The following is a 14,519-nucleotide window of genomic DNA, read 5'->3' as shown; positions in this document are numbered from 1 at the left end:
GCGCGCGCGCGCTGCGCCGGCGCGCCTGTCTCGCGCGGGGTGGATGACAGGCCGCCTGGCGATCGCGAGTCAGACGCGGAGAGGGGGCGTTCTCTTGGCTGTGTGGCGAGAGGAGCGCGACGCCATCACGAAAAATGCAGGAAGCACAGGGAGGGCGGCGCGGTCGCGGCGTGGCGCAGGGGCCGCGCAGCCATCGCCCGGAGCGAAGACGGCGCGGCCGTCCCCTGGAACGAACACGGCGCGGCCGTCGCCCGGAGCGGACGCGGCTCGCGCCGGTCGGTCATGAGGTTGTAAAATTGAAGAAAGCGGAAAATAAGAAGGCCGGGCGCCGAGGGGGCGCCGTCGGCCAGCGTCGGAGCTCAGCTCTCGGCGGGGGCGGCCGTCTCGGCGCCAGCGACGATCGGCGCGTACTGCGCGAGGAACTTGCTCCAGCGCTTGGTCTTGCGGCCGGGCTTGCGGGAGCTCTGGGCGCTCCTCTCCTGCTTCTGGGCGACTTTGAGGGTGAGGTGCTGGTGCTGGCGCGTAGGGCGATACATGGCGGCGGATATGCTCGAAGGCGCAGCGCGCCGCAAGCCTCAACGCGACGGAAGCCGCGCCCGCTCGTCATGCTCCGGCCCCAGCCGGCCGAAGCTGTGGATGCCGTAGACGAGCACGACGAGCGCGAGCACCGTGAGCGCCATGCCGGCGTCCGACGGCCCGACGCCGACCAGCGCGAGCCCGGCCACGAGGAGCAACCCCCCGCCGCCGAGCGCGCGGCGCGCGCGGTCCTCGGTCGCTGTCGGCTGTCCCCGGCGGCGCGCGGGTCGGCGCGGGCCCTCGTCCTGCTGGCGCGCGCTCACTGGAACTTCTGCGTCCGCGCGTAGGTGATGAAGTCCTGCACGTCGCGCGTCAGCTCGCGCTCGGCGGTGATCGTCGTGCGCTCGTGCGACTCGCCGACGAGATCGTCGTAGAGGTAGTTCTGCTGGTAGAGGAGGACGATGCGGATGGCCCCGTCCGGCCCGCCGCGGACGATGCGCAGCTTCTCGTCCCGGCCGTTCGGCGGCGGGATCGCGGCGCCGAGCGCCTGGGCGTCCTCCTCGGTCACGTAGACGACGCCGTACGAGCGGCTCTGCACGCCGACGTCGATGCGGACCTTGGCCCCGCTCACGAGATCGATCTGGCGCCCGAGCACCGGTTTCGCGCCCTCCTGCACCATCGCCCGGCGGATCACCTCGATCGCCCGGCGCTCGTCGAGGGAGCGCAGCGGGTTCGGCGCGCGCGCCTCGCCGCCGCCGCAGCCGGCGAGCGCGAGCGCCGCGGCCGCGATCCCGAGCGCGGCGCGCGCCGCCTCGCGCGCCCGGCCGAGGAGACGGGGCGCGCCCCGGGCAGACCCGGGCGCGAGCGCGCGCTCTGAAGACCGATGCTGAAGGGGACCGAGATGGTGGGCCCCCGACCCGCGTTGAAGCTTCCTCCACATGAGCGGCATGAGAGTAGCCAACAGCCCGGAGCTTCGCTACTTCTCCCGACATGGCGCGGCTCGCTGCGATCGATATCGGATCCAACGCCATTCGGCTGCGCATCGTCGACGTCGATCCTCCTGCGCTCGGGGCGTTCGGCGCCGGCCGGGAGCCGGCGCTCGCCGGGGGCTCGTCCGGGGCGCATGACGCGCCGCGCTTCCACCCGTTCCGCGACGTCCACGCGGATCGCGCGCCCGTGCGCCTCGGGCACGACGTGTTCACGAAGGGCCGGCTCGAGTCGGGGGTGATCGGCGCCGCCTGCGAGGCGCTCCGGCGCTTCCGGACGGCGATGGACGCGGCCAAGGTCGACCGTTACCGCGCCGTGGCGACGAGCGCCGCGCGCGAGGCCCAGAACGGCGACCTCTTCGTCGAGCGCGCTGCGCGTGAGGCCGGCGTCCACGTCGAGGTCATCGAGGGCGTCGAGGAGGCGCGCCTCGTCCAGCTCGCCGTCTGCGAGCGCGTCCCGCTCGGCGAGCGGACCGCGCTGCTGATCGACATCGGCGGCGGCTCCACCGAGCTCACGCTGCTGCGCGGCCGCGGGGCGGTCTTCTCGCGCTCGCTCCCCGTGGGGACGGTGCGGATGGTCGAGGCCTTCCTCGAGGATCGCCGCCCGGTCGACGCGGGGCACCGGCGGCTCGTCGAGGAGTACGTCGACCGCGTCATGGCCGACGCCACGCGCGAGATCGTGGAGCTGCTCGGCGAGGGCTCGGGGGTCGATCTGCTCGTCGGTACGGGCGGCAACATCGAGACGCTCGCGGACCTCTGCCCCATGCCGGGCGCGCCCGTGGAGGGGCGGGCGATCGACGTGGCCGCGATGTCCCGCCTGCTCGACGACCTGGCGTCGAAGACGCCCGAGGAGCGCGCGCAGATCTACGGCCTGCGCCCGGACCGCGCCGACACCATCGTCCCCGCCGCGACGATCCTGACCCGCATCGTCCGGACGTTCGCGCAGCCGCTCATCGTCGCGCCCGGCGTCGGGCTGAAGGAGGGCGTGCTCGTCGACCTCGCCCACGCGCACTTCCTCGGGCCCGACTTCCGCGGTGAGGCCGCCGCCGTCAGCGACGCCTGCACCCGGCTCGGCCGCCGCTACCACTTCGACGAGCAGCACGGCGCGCTCGTGGCCCGCTTCGCCGAGCGGCTCTTCGACGACCTCGCGCCGCGCCACCGCCTCGGCCAGCGCGACCGGATCCTGCTGCGCGCGGCGGCCCTGCTCCACGACATCGGCGACTTCGTCCGCTACGAGGGGCACCACAAGCACAGCTATTACATCATCGTCCACAGCGACCTCATGGGCCTGACCCCGGAGGAGCGCGCGATCGTCGCGAACATCGCGCGCTACCACAGGAAGTCGCCGCCCAGCATGGACCACGACAACTTCCGCGCGCTCTCGCGCGACGCGCGCGCCAAGGTCAAGGCGATGGCGTCGATCCTCCGCATCGCCGACGCGCTCGATCGCGAGCATCGGGCCAAGGTCGTGGACGTGAGCGGCCGCATCGAGGACGACACGCTGGTGCTCGAGGTGCAGGGCGCGGAGGACCGAGCGCTCGAGGAGTGGACGGTCGTCGCGAAGGCGGGGATGCTGCGCGACGCGCTCGGCCTCGATGTGCGGATGGTCGACGCCACGCCGAGATCGCTCCCGCCCCCGGCCGCCGCGACCGCGGGCGGCTGACGCGACGGGAACCGCCGCGAACGTGGGCGGATGGCGCGCGAAAAAAATCGCCGCGACCTTTGCGCGGAACCCTGCGCGTCACCATGTAGGTCAGCACGGGGGAAGTTGTGCCTCCGGAAACGAGCGCGGCGACGCCGTGCCAGCGGTCGCGGCGGTGCCGCGAGCGAGGGCGGCTGCGCCGCCGCGGAACGAGGGGCGAGCGACCGTTGACGCTGAAATCTCCAAAGCTGATGGAGGCCCGCCGCGCCGCCGGCATCTTGGAGTCCGCCCTGCGCGGGCACACCGGCGATCTGACGCTCGCCGACGCCTCGGCCAGGAGCGGCCTGCCGCTGCGCGACGCCGAGAGCGGCCTGCACCTGCTCGTCAGCGAGTACCGCGGGCACCTCAAGGCGACGTCCGAAGGCGAGCTGCTCTTCCGCTTCCCGCACGGCTTCACCAAGCCGTGGGAGACCCGCACGCGGCTCGAGCGCGCGCTCGGGGCCGTCCTCCGCGGCGCCGCCGGCGTGGCCCGCTTCGTCGTGCGCGCGTGGATCGCGATCGTCCTGATCGCGTACGTCGTGATCTTCGTCGGGATCCTGCTCGCCCAGCTGTTCGCCCGCTCGAGCAGCGACTCGCGCGATCACGGCAGCTTCTCCGGATCGTTCGCGGGCTACTTCCTCTTCCGGATGATCTTCGACGCGATCTTCTGGACGTTCCACCCGTTCTCGCCGTTCGTGTGGACGGCCGATCCGCCGTGGTCCTCGTCGCACGGCCGCCGCGGGGCGTTCGGGCAGCGCCGGGACGAGACGCCGTTCTACGAGAAGGTGAACCGGTTCTTCTTCGGACCGACGCCGGCGCCGCCCGATCCGCTGGAGAACGAGAAGCTCATCCTGGCCGAGATCCGGGCGCAGCGGGGCCGGATCGGGCTCGCCGATGTGATGCGCGTGACGGGGCTGTCGCGCGATGAGGCGGACCCGCTGATGGCGCGGCTGATGCTCGACTACGACGGCACGGTCGACGTGTCGGAGGAGGGAGGCATCGTCTACCGGTTCGAGGCGATCCGGCGGACGGCGGCCGAGGCGCCGTCGCGGGCGCCGGCGCCCGTCTGGGCGAAGCGTGAGGAGCTGCCGCCGCTCACCGGGAACGGCCCGGGGGCGAACGCGCTCATCGTGGCGCTCAACGGGTTCAACCTGCTGATGAGCCTCTACGCCCTCGGGGCGAACCTCACGCTGGACAACCTCGGACTCCTGGCCCGCGGGGTGCCGATGGCGGAGCTGCCGGCCACGGGGACGGCGGTGGCCCTCGGGGTGGTGCCGCTCGTCTTCTCGCTCGCGCTCTTCGCGCTGCCGCTCGGCCGCGCGCTCCTGCGCCCGCTGAAGCGGCGGCGGCTCGCCCGGCGGAACGCCCGGCGGGCGGTGCTGCAAGCGATCCTCACCCGCATCGGCGCCAGGCAGGGCCGGGAGCCGATCACGGAGGCCGTGCTCCAGCGGGCCTGGCAGGACGCGGCGGGGGAGGCGCCGCGCTCGGAGGAGATCACCCGCGAGGTGGTCGCGCTCGGGGGCGACGTCGATCTCGAGGCGGGCGAGGGGATCCGGTACCGGTTTCCCGATCTGGAGACCGAGGCGAAGGCCATCGAGGCCGAGCGGGAGGCGGCCTCCGAGGACGAGGCGCGCCCCGGGAAGGTGATCTTCTCGTCCGACGCGTGAGCGCCGTCTCGGGCGGTTTTGTCCTCTGGAGGCGGCCGCAGACAAAGCGCCATTGGCGTGGGCGCGCGTACGGGGCCGTACCGCACGAATTCGCCGTTCATTGACGCGCTCGGGCTCGGACGTCTACGGTACGTTTAATTTCGCTCATGTACTCCGTTGACAACAGAGCCGGTCGTCTCATCGAGGTGAGGCTCGCCTCACCGCTCCCGGCTGGTGAGGTCGACGCGTGCATCGCCAGGATCCAGGGCATCGTGACCCAGAACCGGCACGGGGCTGTGGTGTGCATCGAGCTGCTCCAGGTCGACGTGCTCGCGCCCGAGAGCGCGGAGAAGTTCCTGGAGATGATGCGCGTCCAGAACGCGACGGTGCATCGGACGGCCTACCTGCTGCCGGTGGCGAACGCGATCCTGGGTCTTCAGGTCGAGCGGCTCATCCGGGACGCGCACAACTCGAGCCGAAAGGCGTTTCGCGACACCACCTCGCTCGAGGCCTGGCTCGTCCCGGTGATGACGATGGTGGAAGCGCAGCAGCTCAGGAAGTTCCTGTCGCAGCTCGGCTGAGGCGCCAGCGAACACCGACGGTGAGCGGACCGTCGAGGAGAGCAGCGCGGCCGATCGCGCGCCGGCACGGAGGGGGAACGGGTCGGCGATGAGGCTGGCCCGGCTGACGCCGCGCCGGGCACGCCGGGCACCACAGCCACGTTGTGGAGCGGCCCTGAAGAGCGCGATCGGGGCCAATCGACCTCCATGGGGTCGCGGCCGAGCGTGCCTCTCGTGGCGCTGCGTCGTGGTATAGGGGTGCGATGCGACGCATCGCCATCGTCGGAGGCGGTCTGGCCGGGTGCATCGTCGCGTTCAGGCGAGCGGCGGCGGGCGACCGGGTGACGCTCGTCGAGGCGGCGCCGCGGATCGGCGGGCAGCTCTGGACCGAGCGGACCTCTGGCTTCGTGGTGGAGCACGGCGCCGAGGGGTTCATCGCGCGGAGCGAGGCGGTCCCCGCGCTGGCGGACGCGCTCGGCATCGCCGGCGATCTCGTCGGTCAGGAGACGCACAGGTCGTTCGGCTTCGACGGCGCCGCGCTGCGGGAGCTCGCGCCGGGCGAGGCGGCGGCGTTCCTCGGCTTCCAGGTGCCGCGCGACGAGCTCGGCAAGGGGATCCGGACCTTTCGCCTCGGGATGGCGCAGCTGACCGAGACGCTCGCGCGCGCGCTCGCGAGCGACGGGCGCGTCGACGTGCGCACCTCCGCCGCGACCGTCTCGCTCGAGCGGGCGGCCGGCGGCTTCCGGCTCGCGCTCGCCGGCGGGGTCGAGGTCGACGCCGACGTCGTGGTGCTCGCGACCCACGCCGCCGGCGCGGCCGCGCTGCTCGGCGAGCCGGCGCGGGCGCTCCGCGACGCCGAGACGCTCTCCAGCGTGACCGTGTCGCTGGCCTACCCGCGCGCCGCGATCGAGCACCCGCTCGACGGCACCGGCTTCGTCGTCGCCGCGGGGCACCAGGCGCACGGCTTCCGCGCGTGCACGTTCACGACCTCGAAGTTCGCCGATCGCGCCCCCGCCGGCCATGTCGCGCTTCGCCTCTTCTTCCGCCCCGAGCCGGCGGATCTCGAGCAGATGAACGACGGCGCATGGGCGGCCCGCGCCGAGGCCTCGCTCGCGCGCGTGCTGCCCGTGCGCGGGCCCTTCGAGCGCGCGTGGGTCTCGCGCTGGTCGAGCGCGCTCCCGGTCTCCACGCCCGCCCACGCGGCGCGGGTCCGGGAGACCGAGCAGGCGCTCGCCGGCAGCGGCGTGCTCCTCGCCGGCTCGGCGTTCCACGGCTCCGGGATCGACGCGGCCGTGCGCTCCGCCGAGGCGGCCGCGGGGCGCGCCGGCGCCCTGTAGTACCCTGTCGCGCGCTGTAGCGACGTGACGGGGCGCGTGCGAGGCGCCGAGTCGGAGAGGGCTCATGGCCTCGAGCGCGCTCCGGTCTTCCGGACGCTTCGTCCGGCTCGAGGCCGGCGCCCGATAAGGCACGAGGCGTTCTCCGCGCAGCCACGTTCCGCCGCCTCCTTCCCATGATGCCTGGTGATCGGGCCCGCCGCCGCCCTCGGCATATGCCGGGCAAACCTCCGGAAAACCGCGGGATTCCCCGATTGCGCTGACCCGCGTCGGAGCCCGGAGAGCCCAGGTATCGACGGCGGCGAAAAAAAATGAATCGACTCGAGGAACTTTTCGGTTGCACAGCCCGTCCAAGGGGAGTACTCATTCGGCACAAGAAGGATTCGTTATGTTCAGCCGCCGCGACAACATGCAGCTCATCGCCAGCCAGCCAAAGGTGGGAACGCCTGAAGCGATCGTGGCATGGGAGCATCTGCTGGGTGGCGATTCCTTGGCGCACGACCCCGGACACTCCTGCGGCCTCCGCCCGTCGCGGAAGCTCGGTAACCCGGAGAATAGCGCCTAGAGGCAGCTAAGCACGCGTCGATCCACGACGTTCGCGAAGGCCGCCTCGGGAAACCCAGGCGGCCTTCGGCGTTTTGGGGCTCGTGAGCTGGAGGCCCGTTGTGGGCTACAGGCCCGCTGTGGGCCGTGGCTCCCTTGTGGGCTTCGGGTCCGCTGTGGGGTGCGGGCTGCAGGCTCGTTGACGAGAGGGATTGTCTTGCTTGCAACGCGCGCGAGGTCGTCGCGCGCTGTGGGGGGAATTGCGCCCATGGAAAGGAGGCGCGGTAGAGAATGCGCTGGAAGCATTCGAATCGATAACGAATGACGTTCGGGGGACATGGCGCGCGCTCGCGGGGGCGCGATCGGGATTCGTGTACGCCCGCTCCGGGCGAGGGGTGGCCCGAGCGGCTGTAGATCATCCGCTCTTTCGACGCGGAGGTTCGAGCTCTTCAGAGGATGATGGCCTGCCGGCGTGGCAGGCGATGCGGAGGTGCGCCCTCCGTGCGGACCCGTAGCTCAACTGGATAGAGCAGCCGCTTCTTAAGCGGACGGCTGGAGGTTCGATTCCTCTCGGGTCCACCCGGCGCACCGCTCGGCGTGAAATGCCGGCGCGCGCGGCGTGAGAGCGCAGAGATCGTCGATGCGCTCTCGTGGATCCCTCTGCGGAGGGGTCGCTCGTTCTGTGACAACCAGGATGTACAATGTAGATGGAGGCGCGCTGCGCCTCCATGTTCCGGTGTAGCTCAATGGTAGAGCGTCCGCCTGTTAAGCGGAGGGTTGGAGGTTCGATCCCTCCCGCCGGAGCCGCGCCCCCGGCGCTCGGAGGGCAGGGCCCGCCTCGTTCACGCGAGGCTCGGGCTCGCCTCCGGGCCCGGGGGCCGTGGGCGCCTGCCGTGGGCAGGCGCTCCGGGATGTAGCCCAGTGGAAAGGCGCCTCATCTGGGGTGAGGAGATCCGCCGGTTCGAATCCGGCCATCCCGACGATAGTTTGCGTGGGTGTTACTCTTCTGGTGAAGAGGGCAGGTTGTGACCCTGCGAAGGCGGGTTCGATCCCCGTACGCCCACCCAGGACGGGTCGATTGCGCTCGGTTATCTTTGGTAGATCCTCCGAGCGCGCCGCTTATCCGTCCTCTTTTGCCCGGGCTCTCGGGCCGGAGGTGATGTCATGGCCAATTATCTGAAGCACTTTGCCGCGCTGGTCACCCCGCAGCGGCACAAGGCCCGCGCCGATCAGGCGAGGAACAGCGCCGGTGGCTTCGCCTTCGCCCTCGACGAGTGGGCGAGGCTCGACCGCTGGCTCATCCTCGGCGCGGAGGGGGGGACCTACTACGCGACCGAGCGGAAGCTCACCGTGGAGAACGCCCGCGCCGTCGAGGCCTGCCTCGCCGCGGACGGGCCCCGCGCCGTGCAGCGCATCGTCGACATCAGCGGCTCGGGGCGAGCGCCGAAGAACGCGCCTGCGATCTTCGCGCTCGCGATGGCCTCGGCCGACCCGAAGCTCGAGACCCGGAAGGCTGCCCTCGCGGCCTTGCCCGAGGTATGCCGCACGGGGACGGATCTCTTCCACTTCGCCCGCGACGTGCAGGGTTTCCGCAAGTGGGGGCGCGGGCTCCGGTCCGCCGTCGCTGCCTGGTACAACGGCAAGCCGGTCGACAGGGTCGCGTATCAGGCGATCAAGTACCAGCAGCGCGACGGGTTCAGCCACCGCGATCTCCTGCGGCTCGCGCATCCGGTCGCGCCGACCCCGCAGCACGACGCCCTGTACCGCTGGATCGTCGGCGGCATCGAGGCGCTCGGCAAGGAGTCGGTGCGCGGCAAGGCGCTGCCCCCGGGGGAGCTGCCGGACGCGGTGCGCGCGTTCGAGTCGCTCCGCGCGGCGACGAACCGGAAGCAGGTCACCGCGCTGATCCGGCAGCATCGCTTCACGCACGAGATGCTCCAGACCGAGTGGAAGAACGACCCCGCGGTCTGGGAGGCGCTGCTCGAGCACATGCCGCAGACCGCGCTCATCCGGAACCTGGGGAAGATGACCGCGATCGGCGTGCTCTCGCCGATGAGCGACGCGTCCCGCAGGGTGGCGCAACAGCTCACCGACGCCGGCCGCCTGGCCGCGGCGCGGGTCCACCCCGTCGCCGTGCTCTCGGCCCTCAAGGTCTATGAGCAGGGCCACGGCGAGCGCGCTCGCCGGCGCGCCAACGCGCTCTCGTGGACCCCGGTCCGCGAGATCGTCGACGCCCTGAACGAGGCGTTCTACCTCGCGTTCCGGGCGGTCGAGCCGACCAGGAAGAAGCACCTCCTGGCGCTCGACATCTCCGGATCCATGACCAGCGGCAACATCGCTGGTGTCCCCGGCCTGACGCCGCGCGTGGCGAGCGCGGCCATGGCCATGGCGACGGCGAGGATCGAGCGCGAGTACAGCGTGGTCGGCTTCTCGGCGGCGTCGGGCGGGTACGGCGGCAAGTGGGGCGGGGGAGTCTCCGGCCTCTTGCCGCTGTCGATCTCGCCGGAGCAGCGGCTCGATGACGTGCTGCGCGCGGTGGAGGGCCTTCCCTTCGGCGGCACCGACTGCGCTCTGCCGATGATCTGGGCGAAGCGGAACCGGGTGGAGGTCGACTCGTTCGTCATCTACACGGACAACGAGACCTGGGCGGGCGGCGTTCACCCGTTTCAGGCGCTCAGGGACTACCGGCAGGCGATGGGCCGACCGGCGAAGCTTGTCGTCGTCGGCATGACGTCGACCGGCATCTCGATCGCCGACCCGACGGACCCCGGCATGCTCGATGTCGTGGGGTTCGACGGGGCGGCCCCCCAGGTGATGGCGGATTTCACCCGGGGTGCCTCGTGACAGACAGCGTGACGGACGGGCTCCGCCGGCCCGTCCGTCCGATGCCGGGGGGCGGTTCGACTCCAGCGTTCCGCTCCCAGGAGCTGCCCCCGAGCCCGAATGGATAGGGGCCGGCCTACGAAGCCGGTCGATGCGGGTTCGAGTCCCGCCGGGGGCGCCGGGATCCCGCCCTCCGTTGTCCGCCCATTGCCCGACCCGGGCCGAGGGACGACGGTTCTCGGATCCCGACCTTGCCGCTGTAGCTCAGCCTGGTAGAGCACCTATACCGTTCTCCGCCCGCTTGCCCGACCCGGGCCGAAGGAGGACGGTTATCATTACCTAGGATGTCGCGGGTTCGAGTCCCGCCGGCGGCGCCGTGTTGCCCTCGTATGCATCTGGTGAGGCAGCCTGATTGTCGATCAGGTGAGGGGAGTTCGATCCTCCTCGGGGGCGCCTCGGGAGCTCTACAGAGCTCCTGCGAAACGCTTCGATTCCTGCACGCCCGGCTCCTCCAAAAAAGAGCGAGCCTGACCCAATAGAACCGGCGGACAGCCGTCCAATGGAGCCAATGGATAAGGAGATGACGATGAAGATCTGACGCGAGAGTCGAGTCGCTGAAACGGGGTGATAGTTCAACCGGGAGAACACTGCCCTCGCACGGCAGGGATCGAGGTTCGACCCCTCGTCGCTCCACCGGACGGGCCGAAGCTCGTGGGTTACCACCTTACCCTGCGTCCCCACAGCGCCCCTTGCCCGTTCGTTCGTTTCGTCGCCGAGGCGGGCCGCCGGCCGGCGTGCCGCACATCGTGCGGGCGCGCGCGGCGCCCGGCGGCCCGCCTCCTTTTTTTCGTCATGAACCTGCGGTGGTAGCTCAATGGTAGAGTGCGAGCGTGCCAAGCTCGCGACGGGAGTTCGATTCTCCTCCACCGCTCCAGCCACGAGCCGCGCCTCGGGAGAGGACCGCGCCCGCGACGTCGCGGAGCCGGGATCTCCCGCGGCCGGCGGTCGCTATTGCGTGGCTATGTGACCACGTCCCCATCTTGCTAGAGGCTCAGGCGGCCGGATTTTCGCTCCGGAGACGCGGGTTCGAATCCCGCTGGGGACGCCGGGCCGCTCCGCTCGCCTGCGTGCTACTTCGGGAGCCCGCGCCCGAGCGAGCGAGCCTGCCAATTCTATCTCAGCGACATATTTCTGGGTGTGGCTCAACCTGGTAGAGCACCGGCTTCGGGAGCCGGGGACTGGGGGTTCGAATCCCCCCACCCAGACCGCGGAGAGGCGACGCCTCGCCGCGACGCGCGACGAAGACCCTCTGGGTGTGGCTCAACCTGGTAGAGCACCGGCTCGGGGAGCCGGGGGCTGGAGGTTCGAATCCTCCCACCCAGACCGCGGCGCGCGGACGTCACCGTGACGGAACGGCATACGTGGCAGGCTGAGATCCTGCGCCCTTCGGGGTATGTGGGTTCGAGTCCCACCGGTGACACCCTGCCCGGGTGGCGAAACGGCAAACGCTGCTGGCTTAGACCCAGCCTACTGGGGGTTCGACTCCCTCCCCGGGCACCGATCGCACGTGACGTGGAGTGACATCATGAAGAGAAAGAGACGCTAGAGAGGTGGGCCATGACCGCGCAGACGCTGCTTTTGACGCCATGGATGGTGCCCCATAAGGTCATCTCGTGGCAGACCGCTGTCACGATGAGCTTTCTGGGTAAGGTGGAGGTCATCGAGGAATACGACGACGACATCCGGTCGCCGTCGCTCTCCATCAAGGCGCCCGCGGTGGTGCGGCTGAAGCGGCCGACGCTGGGGATGAAGCGCGGCGTGAGGTTCTCGCGGGTCAACGTCCTCCTGCGCGACGGCTTCCGCTGCCAGTACTGCGGCGTGAAGAAGGTGGCCCGCGAGCTCAACTACGACCACGTCGTCCCGCGCGTGCAAGGCGGCAGGACCGTCTGGGACAACATCGTCGCGTCCTGCTACGCGTGCAACACGATGAAGCGGGGCCGGACGCCGGAGCAGGCCGGCATGAAGCTGCTCCGCGCCCCGGTGAAGCCGAAGTGGCTGCCGCCGGCGCCCGTCATGGGCCTGAGCGAGCGGCGTATCCCGGAGGTGTGGGCAGGCTACTGCGCGAGCGCGGGATGACCTGAGCCCCTCGCGCCGGCGCGTCCATGCCCCCCGTCCCACGGTCGAGGGGTCAGGCGCGCCGGCGCGCGTCGGGGCTTCCGCCGCCGGGCGGGCAGGTGCAGGATGCTCGGGCATGGAGATGCGTCCGGCCTCCGACCGCATCGAGGACGAGCTCGCGCCGTTCCCCGCGGTCCTGCGCGGCTGGCTCATCGAGGGCGAGCTCGGCCGCGGCGGGATGGGGCGGGTGTTCCGGGCGCGGCACCCGAAGACGCGGGCGCGGGCGGCGATCAAGGTGCTGCTCGGCGACTACGCCCGCCGGCCGGACGTCGTGGCCCGCTTCCGGCAGGAGGCGATCGCCGTCAACATCATCAACCACCCGGGCATCGTCCGTGTCTTTGACTCCGGCGAGCTCGAGGACGGCTCGCCCTACATCGTGATGGAGCACCTCGACGGGCGGGGGCTGCGCGACTGGGTGCAGGCGGCGCCGCCCGCGGATCGGCCGCGGCAGGTCGTGCGCCTCGGTTACCAGATCGCCTCGGCCATGGCCGCGGCCCACGCGTCGAAGGTCGTCCACCGCGATCTGAAGCCGGAGAACATCATGGTGGTCGACGACGAGCTCGCGCCCGGGGGCAGCCGCGTCAAGATCCTCGATTTCGGCATCGCGAAGGTGCTCTGGGGCGGTCTCCCCGAGGTGCTGGAGCTGGAGGGGAGGGGATCCATCGCGCCCGCGTCCGTGCCCACGATCCGCACCGAGCTCTCGGCGCGGCCGGCGCCGACGGTGGCCACCACGAACGGCCCCGCGCTCGCGGCCGGCACCGCGAGCGCCGCGGGCGCCACGTCAGAGAGCGACGCGCGCGAGGACGATGCGCTCAGGAGCCTCCCCGTCGTGAGCGTCAGCAGGCCCGCGATCCACCCCGCGTCGGTCGAGATCCCGCCCGAGGCGGCCTCCTCCGCGGTGGCGCGGGGGTCGCGCGCGTCGATCGAGCCCGCGCCGCACAGCGACGGCGCGGGACAGCCCACGATGCCGTTCACGCAAGAGGGCGTGTGGGGCCTCGGGACGAGGAGCTACATGGCGCCGGAGCAGGAGCGCCACTCCGGGAGCGTCGACGTCAAGGCGGATGTCTACTCCCTCGGCGTCATCCTCTATGAGCTGCTCGAGGGGCGGACGCCCGACGCGCCGAGCGGGGCATGGCCGCCCCCGATGAGCGCTTCCACGCCGCCCGATCTCGTCGCCCTCGTCCACCGGGTGCTGTCGTTCGAGCCCGAGGCGCGGCCGCGCATGACGGAGGTGGCGAGCGCGCTCCACCGGCTCGGTCGGGCGAAGAAGGAGCTCGACGAGGCGCTCTCGAGGTGGGTCGTCGGCGGCAAGGCGCCGAGGCTCTTGCCTCGCGGCAAGGCGCTGCACGAGCTGTCCGCCTGGGCCCGGGACATCGACGATCTCACCGTTCTGGAGCGCGCCTTCCTCGACGCCGCCGTCGCGGCGGAGGCGCGCCGCGAGCGCCTCACGCGGGGGCTCCTCGCCCTCGGCGTGGTCGTGCTGATGGGCATGGTCGCGACGACCACCGTGTTCTGGGTGCACGCGACGCGAGCGCGGAAGACGGCCGAGGCCGCCGAGCGCGCCGCGAGGGAGCACAGCCGCCTCGAGGCGGCCGCGAACGCTTCGGCGCAGGAGGCGCTCGCGAAGATGAGCGAGGCGCAGCGCGCGACCGAGGAGGCGCTCGCCCTGGCGATGCGGGCGAGCGACGACGCGAAGAGCGCCAACTCCGCCAAGGAGTCGATGAACGAGGCGAAGCGCCTGGCCGAGCACGCCGAGCTCCGGGCGAGGCGCGCGGCCCACGCCGCGTCGGCCGCGAAGGCCGAGGCCGATGTGCGCTACGAGCAGTCGAAGAGCGCCATGGAGCACGAGATCGCCGGGCTCGAGATCGACCGCGAGCGCCTGTCGGCGCGGATCGAGCAAGCCGAGAGCGAGCGCGAGCGGGTGAGGGCCGCCCTCCGCTCGAGAGATCACGAGCTCAGGGCGGCGCTCTCGGAGCTGAGGCGTGAATCCGCGCGCGTGGGCTGGCTGGAGCGCAAGCTCGACGAGGCCTCCGACCGGATCGACGACCTGGAGCGGCAGCGCGAGGAGTGGGAGGCGAGGCGGCAGAGGGCGCAGCCGCAGCCAGATCCTCCTCGGGACGGGGACGCGGCGCCTGCACAGGAAGAGAAGGAGGAGATCGCGACGCCGCCGGCCGAGCCCCCGATGGACTCGACGTCGCCGCGGGCGCCTCTCCCGCCGTTGCCGCGCGATACGACGATATAGCCGCTCGCAGAGC

Annotated in this window: 10 protein-coding genes and 14 tRNA genes; 21 read left to right on the top strand and 3 right to left on the bottom strand. The window is 71.5% G+C overall.

All coding sequences use genetic code 11. From position 1 onward, the window contains the following. Window positions 1-359: 359 nt before the first annotated feature. Genes WMF36_RS29790 through WMF36_RS29780 form a run of 3 tightly spaced genes read right to left on the bottom strand, consistent with a single transcriptional unit; the run spans window position 360 to window position 1,456 of the window. A complete protein-coding gene (locus WMF36_RS29790) occupies window positions 360-536 on the bottom strand; it encodes a hypothetical protein (RefSeq protein ID WP_437574153.1) in 177 nt (58 codons plus the stop codon). A 39-nt stretch (window positions 537-575) separates the two neighbouring features. Continuing rightward, window positions 576-839, bottom strand: a complete 264-nt coding sequence (locus WMF36_RS29785; RefSeq protein ID WP_437574152.1) for a hypothetical protein — start codon at window positions 837-839, stop codon at window positions 576-578. Beyond that, window positions 836-1,456, bottom strand: a complete 621-nt coding sequence (locus WMF36_RS29780) for a hypothetical protein (protein WP_437574151.1) — start codon at window positions 1,454-1,456, stop codon at window positions 836-838. The genes WMF36_RS29785 and WMF36_RS29780 overlap by 4 nt, the downstream gene beginning before the upstream one ends. 50 nt (window positions 1,457-1,506) lie before the next feature. Between WMF36_RS29780 and WMF36_RS29775 the strand changes: the two genes are divergently transcribed. The 21 genes from WMF36_RS29775 to WMF36_RS29675 all read left to right on the top strand — a co-directional run bounded on the left by WMF36_RS29775 (window position 1,507) and on the right by WMF36_RS29675 (window position 14,506). Beyond that, window positions 1,507-3,165, top strand: coding sequence for a Ppx/GppA phosphatase family protein (locus WMF36_RS29775; RefSeq protein ID WP_437574150.1), 1,659 nt, complete (start codon window positions 1,507-1,509; stop codon window positions 3,163-3,165). A gap of 206 nt (window positions 3,166-3,371) precedes the next feature. After that, window positions 3,372-4,850 carry a hypothetical protein gene (locus WMF36_RS29770; protein ID WP_437574149.1) on the top strand — a complete coding sequence of 493 codons (1,479 nt, stop codon included), beginning with the start codon at window positions 3,372-3,374 and terminating at the stop codon, window positions 4,848-4,850. 146 nt (window positions 4,851-4,996) lie between these two features. Then, on the top strand, window positions 4,997-5,410 hold the full coding sequence (locus tag WMF36_RS29765) for a hypothetical protein (RefSeq protein ID WP_044986386.1): 414 nt from the start codon (window positions 4,997-4,999) through the stop codon (window positions 5,408-5,410). A 242-nt stretch (window positions 5,411-5,652) separates the two neighbouring features. Next, the gene (locus WMF36_RS29760; protein ID WP_437574148.1) at window positions 5,653-6,726 is read left to right on the top strand and encodes a protoporphyrinogen/coproporphyrinogen oxidase; all 1,074 of its coding nucleotides are present in this window, start codon (window positions 5,653-5,655) and stop codon (window positions 6,724-6,726) included. A 1,045-nt stretch (window positions 6,727-7,771) separates the two neighbouring features. After that, window positions 7,772-7,845: transfer RNA gene (locus WMF36_RS29755), tRNA-Lys, on the top strand. A 153-nt stretch (window positions 7,846-7,998) separates the two neighbouring features. Then, window positions 7,999-8,070: transfer RNA gene (locus tag WMF36_RS29750), tRNA-Asn, on the top strand. A gap of 103 nt (window positions 8,071-8,173) precedes the next feature. Further along, a tRNA-Pro gene (locus tag WMF36_RS29745) sits at window positions 8,174-8,246 on the top strand. 12 nt (window positions 8,247-8,258) lie between these two features. Further along, a tRNA-His gene (locus WMF36_RS29740) sits at window positions 8,259-8,333 on the top strand. A 97-nt stretch (window positions 8,334-8,430) separates the two neighbouring features. Beyond that, entirely contained in the window at window positions 8,431-10,110 is a 1,680-nt protein-coding gene (locus WMF36_RS29735) for a TROVE domain-containing protein (RefSeq protein ID WP_437574147.1), read from the top strand. An 85-nt stretch (window positions 10,111-10,195) separates the two neighbouring features. Next, a tRNA-Arg gene (locus WMF36_RS29730) sits at window positions 10,196-10,267 on the top strand. Between the two features lie 75 nt (window positions 10,268-10,342). Further along, window positions 10,343-10,463, top strand: a tRNA-OTHER gene (locus WMF36_RS29725). 7 nt (window positions 10,464-10,470) lie between these two features. Continuing rightward, window positions 10,471-10,542, top strand: a tRNA-Asp gene (locus WMF36_RS29720). 168 nt (window positions 10,543-10,710) lie between these two features. Then, window positions 10,711-10,782: transfer RNA gene (locus WMF36_RS29715), tRNA-Ala, on the top strand. Between the two features lie 167 nt (window positions 10,783-10,949). Continuing rightward, window positions 10,950-11,023: transfer RNA gene (locus WMF36_RS29710), tRNA-Gly, on the top strand. A gap of 97 nt (window positions 11,024-11,120) precedes the next feature. Continuing rightward, window positions 11,121-11,194: transfer RNA gene (locus WMF36_RS29705), tRNA-Glu, on the top strand. Between the two features lie 86 nt (window positions 11,195-11,280). Next, window positions 11,281-11,354, top strand: a tRNA-Pro gene (locus WMF36_RS29700). Between the two features lie 44 nt (window positions 11,355-11,398). Continuing rightward, a tRNA-Pro gene (locus WMF36_RS29695) sits at window positions 11,399-11,472 on the top strand. Between the two features lie 15 nt (window positions 11,473-11,487). Then, window positions 11,488-11,569 (top strand) — tRNA-Leu (locus WMF36_RS29690). 4 nt (window positions 11,570-11,573) lie between these two features. Continuing rightward, a tRNA-Leu gene (locus WMF36_RS29685) sits at window positions 11,574-11,646 on the top strand. Between the two features lie 60 nt (window positions 11,647-11,706). Then, window positions 11,707-12,225, top strand: a complete 519-nt coding sequence (locus WMF36_RS29680) for an HNH endonuclease (RefSeq protein WP_437574146.1) — start codon at window positions 11,707-11,709, stop codon at window positions 12,223-12,225. A gap of 115 nt (window positions 12,226-12,340) precedes the next feature. Beyond that, window positions 12,341-14,506 (top strand): protein kinase domain-containing protein, encoded by a 2,166-nt coding sequence (locus WMF36_RS29675; RefSeq protein ID WP_437574145.1) that lies wholly within the window; start codon window positions 12,341-12,343, stop codon window positions 14,504-14,506. Window positions 14,507-14,519: the final 13 nt, after the last annotated feature.

The organism is Sorangium sp. So ce887, from assembly GCF_051521455.1.
In the GTDB taxonomy this organism is placed as follows: domain Bacteria; phylum Myxococcota_A; class Polyangia; order Polyangiales; family Polyangiaceae; genus Sorangium.
The sequence above is the reverse complement of the archived record's forward strand: the minus strand, read 5'-3'. Positions and strand labels throughout refer to the sequence as shown.

Excerpts from the sequence above, each read along its gene's own strand:
- WMF36_RS29790 (WP_437574153.1), bottom strand. The coding sequence starts at position 536 with ATGTATCGCCCTACGCGCCAGCACCAGCACCTCACCCTCAAAGTCGCC.
- WMF36_RS29780 (WP_437574151.1), bottom strand. The coding sequence starts at position 1,456 with ATGTGGAGGAAGCTTCAACGCGGGTCGGGGGCCCACCATCTCGGTCCC.
- WMF36_RS29775 (WP_437574150.1), top strand. The coding sequence starts at position 1,507 with ATGGCGCGGCTCGCTGCGATCGATATCGGATCCAACGCCATTCGGCTG.
- WMF36_RS29765 (WP_044986386.1), top strand. The coding sequence starts at position 4,997 with ATGTACTCCGTTGACAACAGAGCCGGTCGTCTCATCGAGGTGAGGCTC.
- WMF36_RS29760 (WP_437574148.1), top strand. The coding sequence starts at position 5,653 with ATGCGACGCATCGCCATCGTCGGAGGCGGTCTGGCCGGGTGCATCGTC.
- WMF36_RS29735 (WP_437574147.1), top strand. The coding sequence starts at position 8,431 with ATGGCCAATTATCTGAAGCACTTTGCCGCGCTGGTCACCCCGCAGCGG.
- WMF36_RS29680 (WP_437574146.1), top strand. The coding sequence starts at position 11,707 with ATGACCGCGCAGACGCTGCTTTTGACGCCATGGATGGTGCCCCATAAG.
- WMF36_RS29675 (WP_437574145.1), top strand. The coding sequence starts at position 12,341 with ATGGAGATGCGTCCGGCCTCCGACCGCATCGAGGACGAGCTCGCGCCG.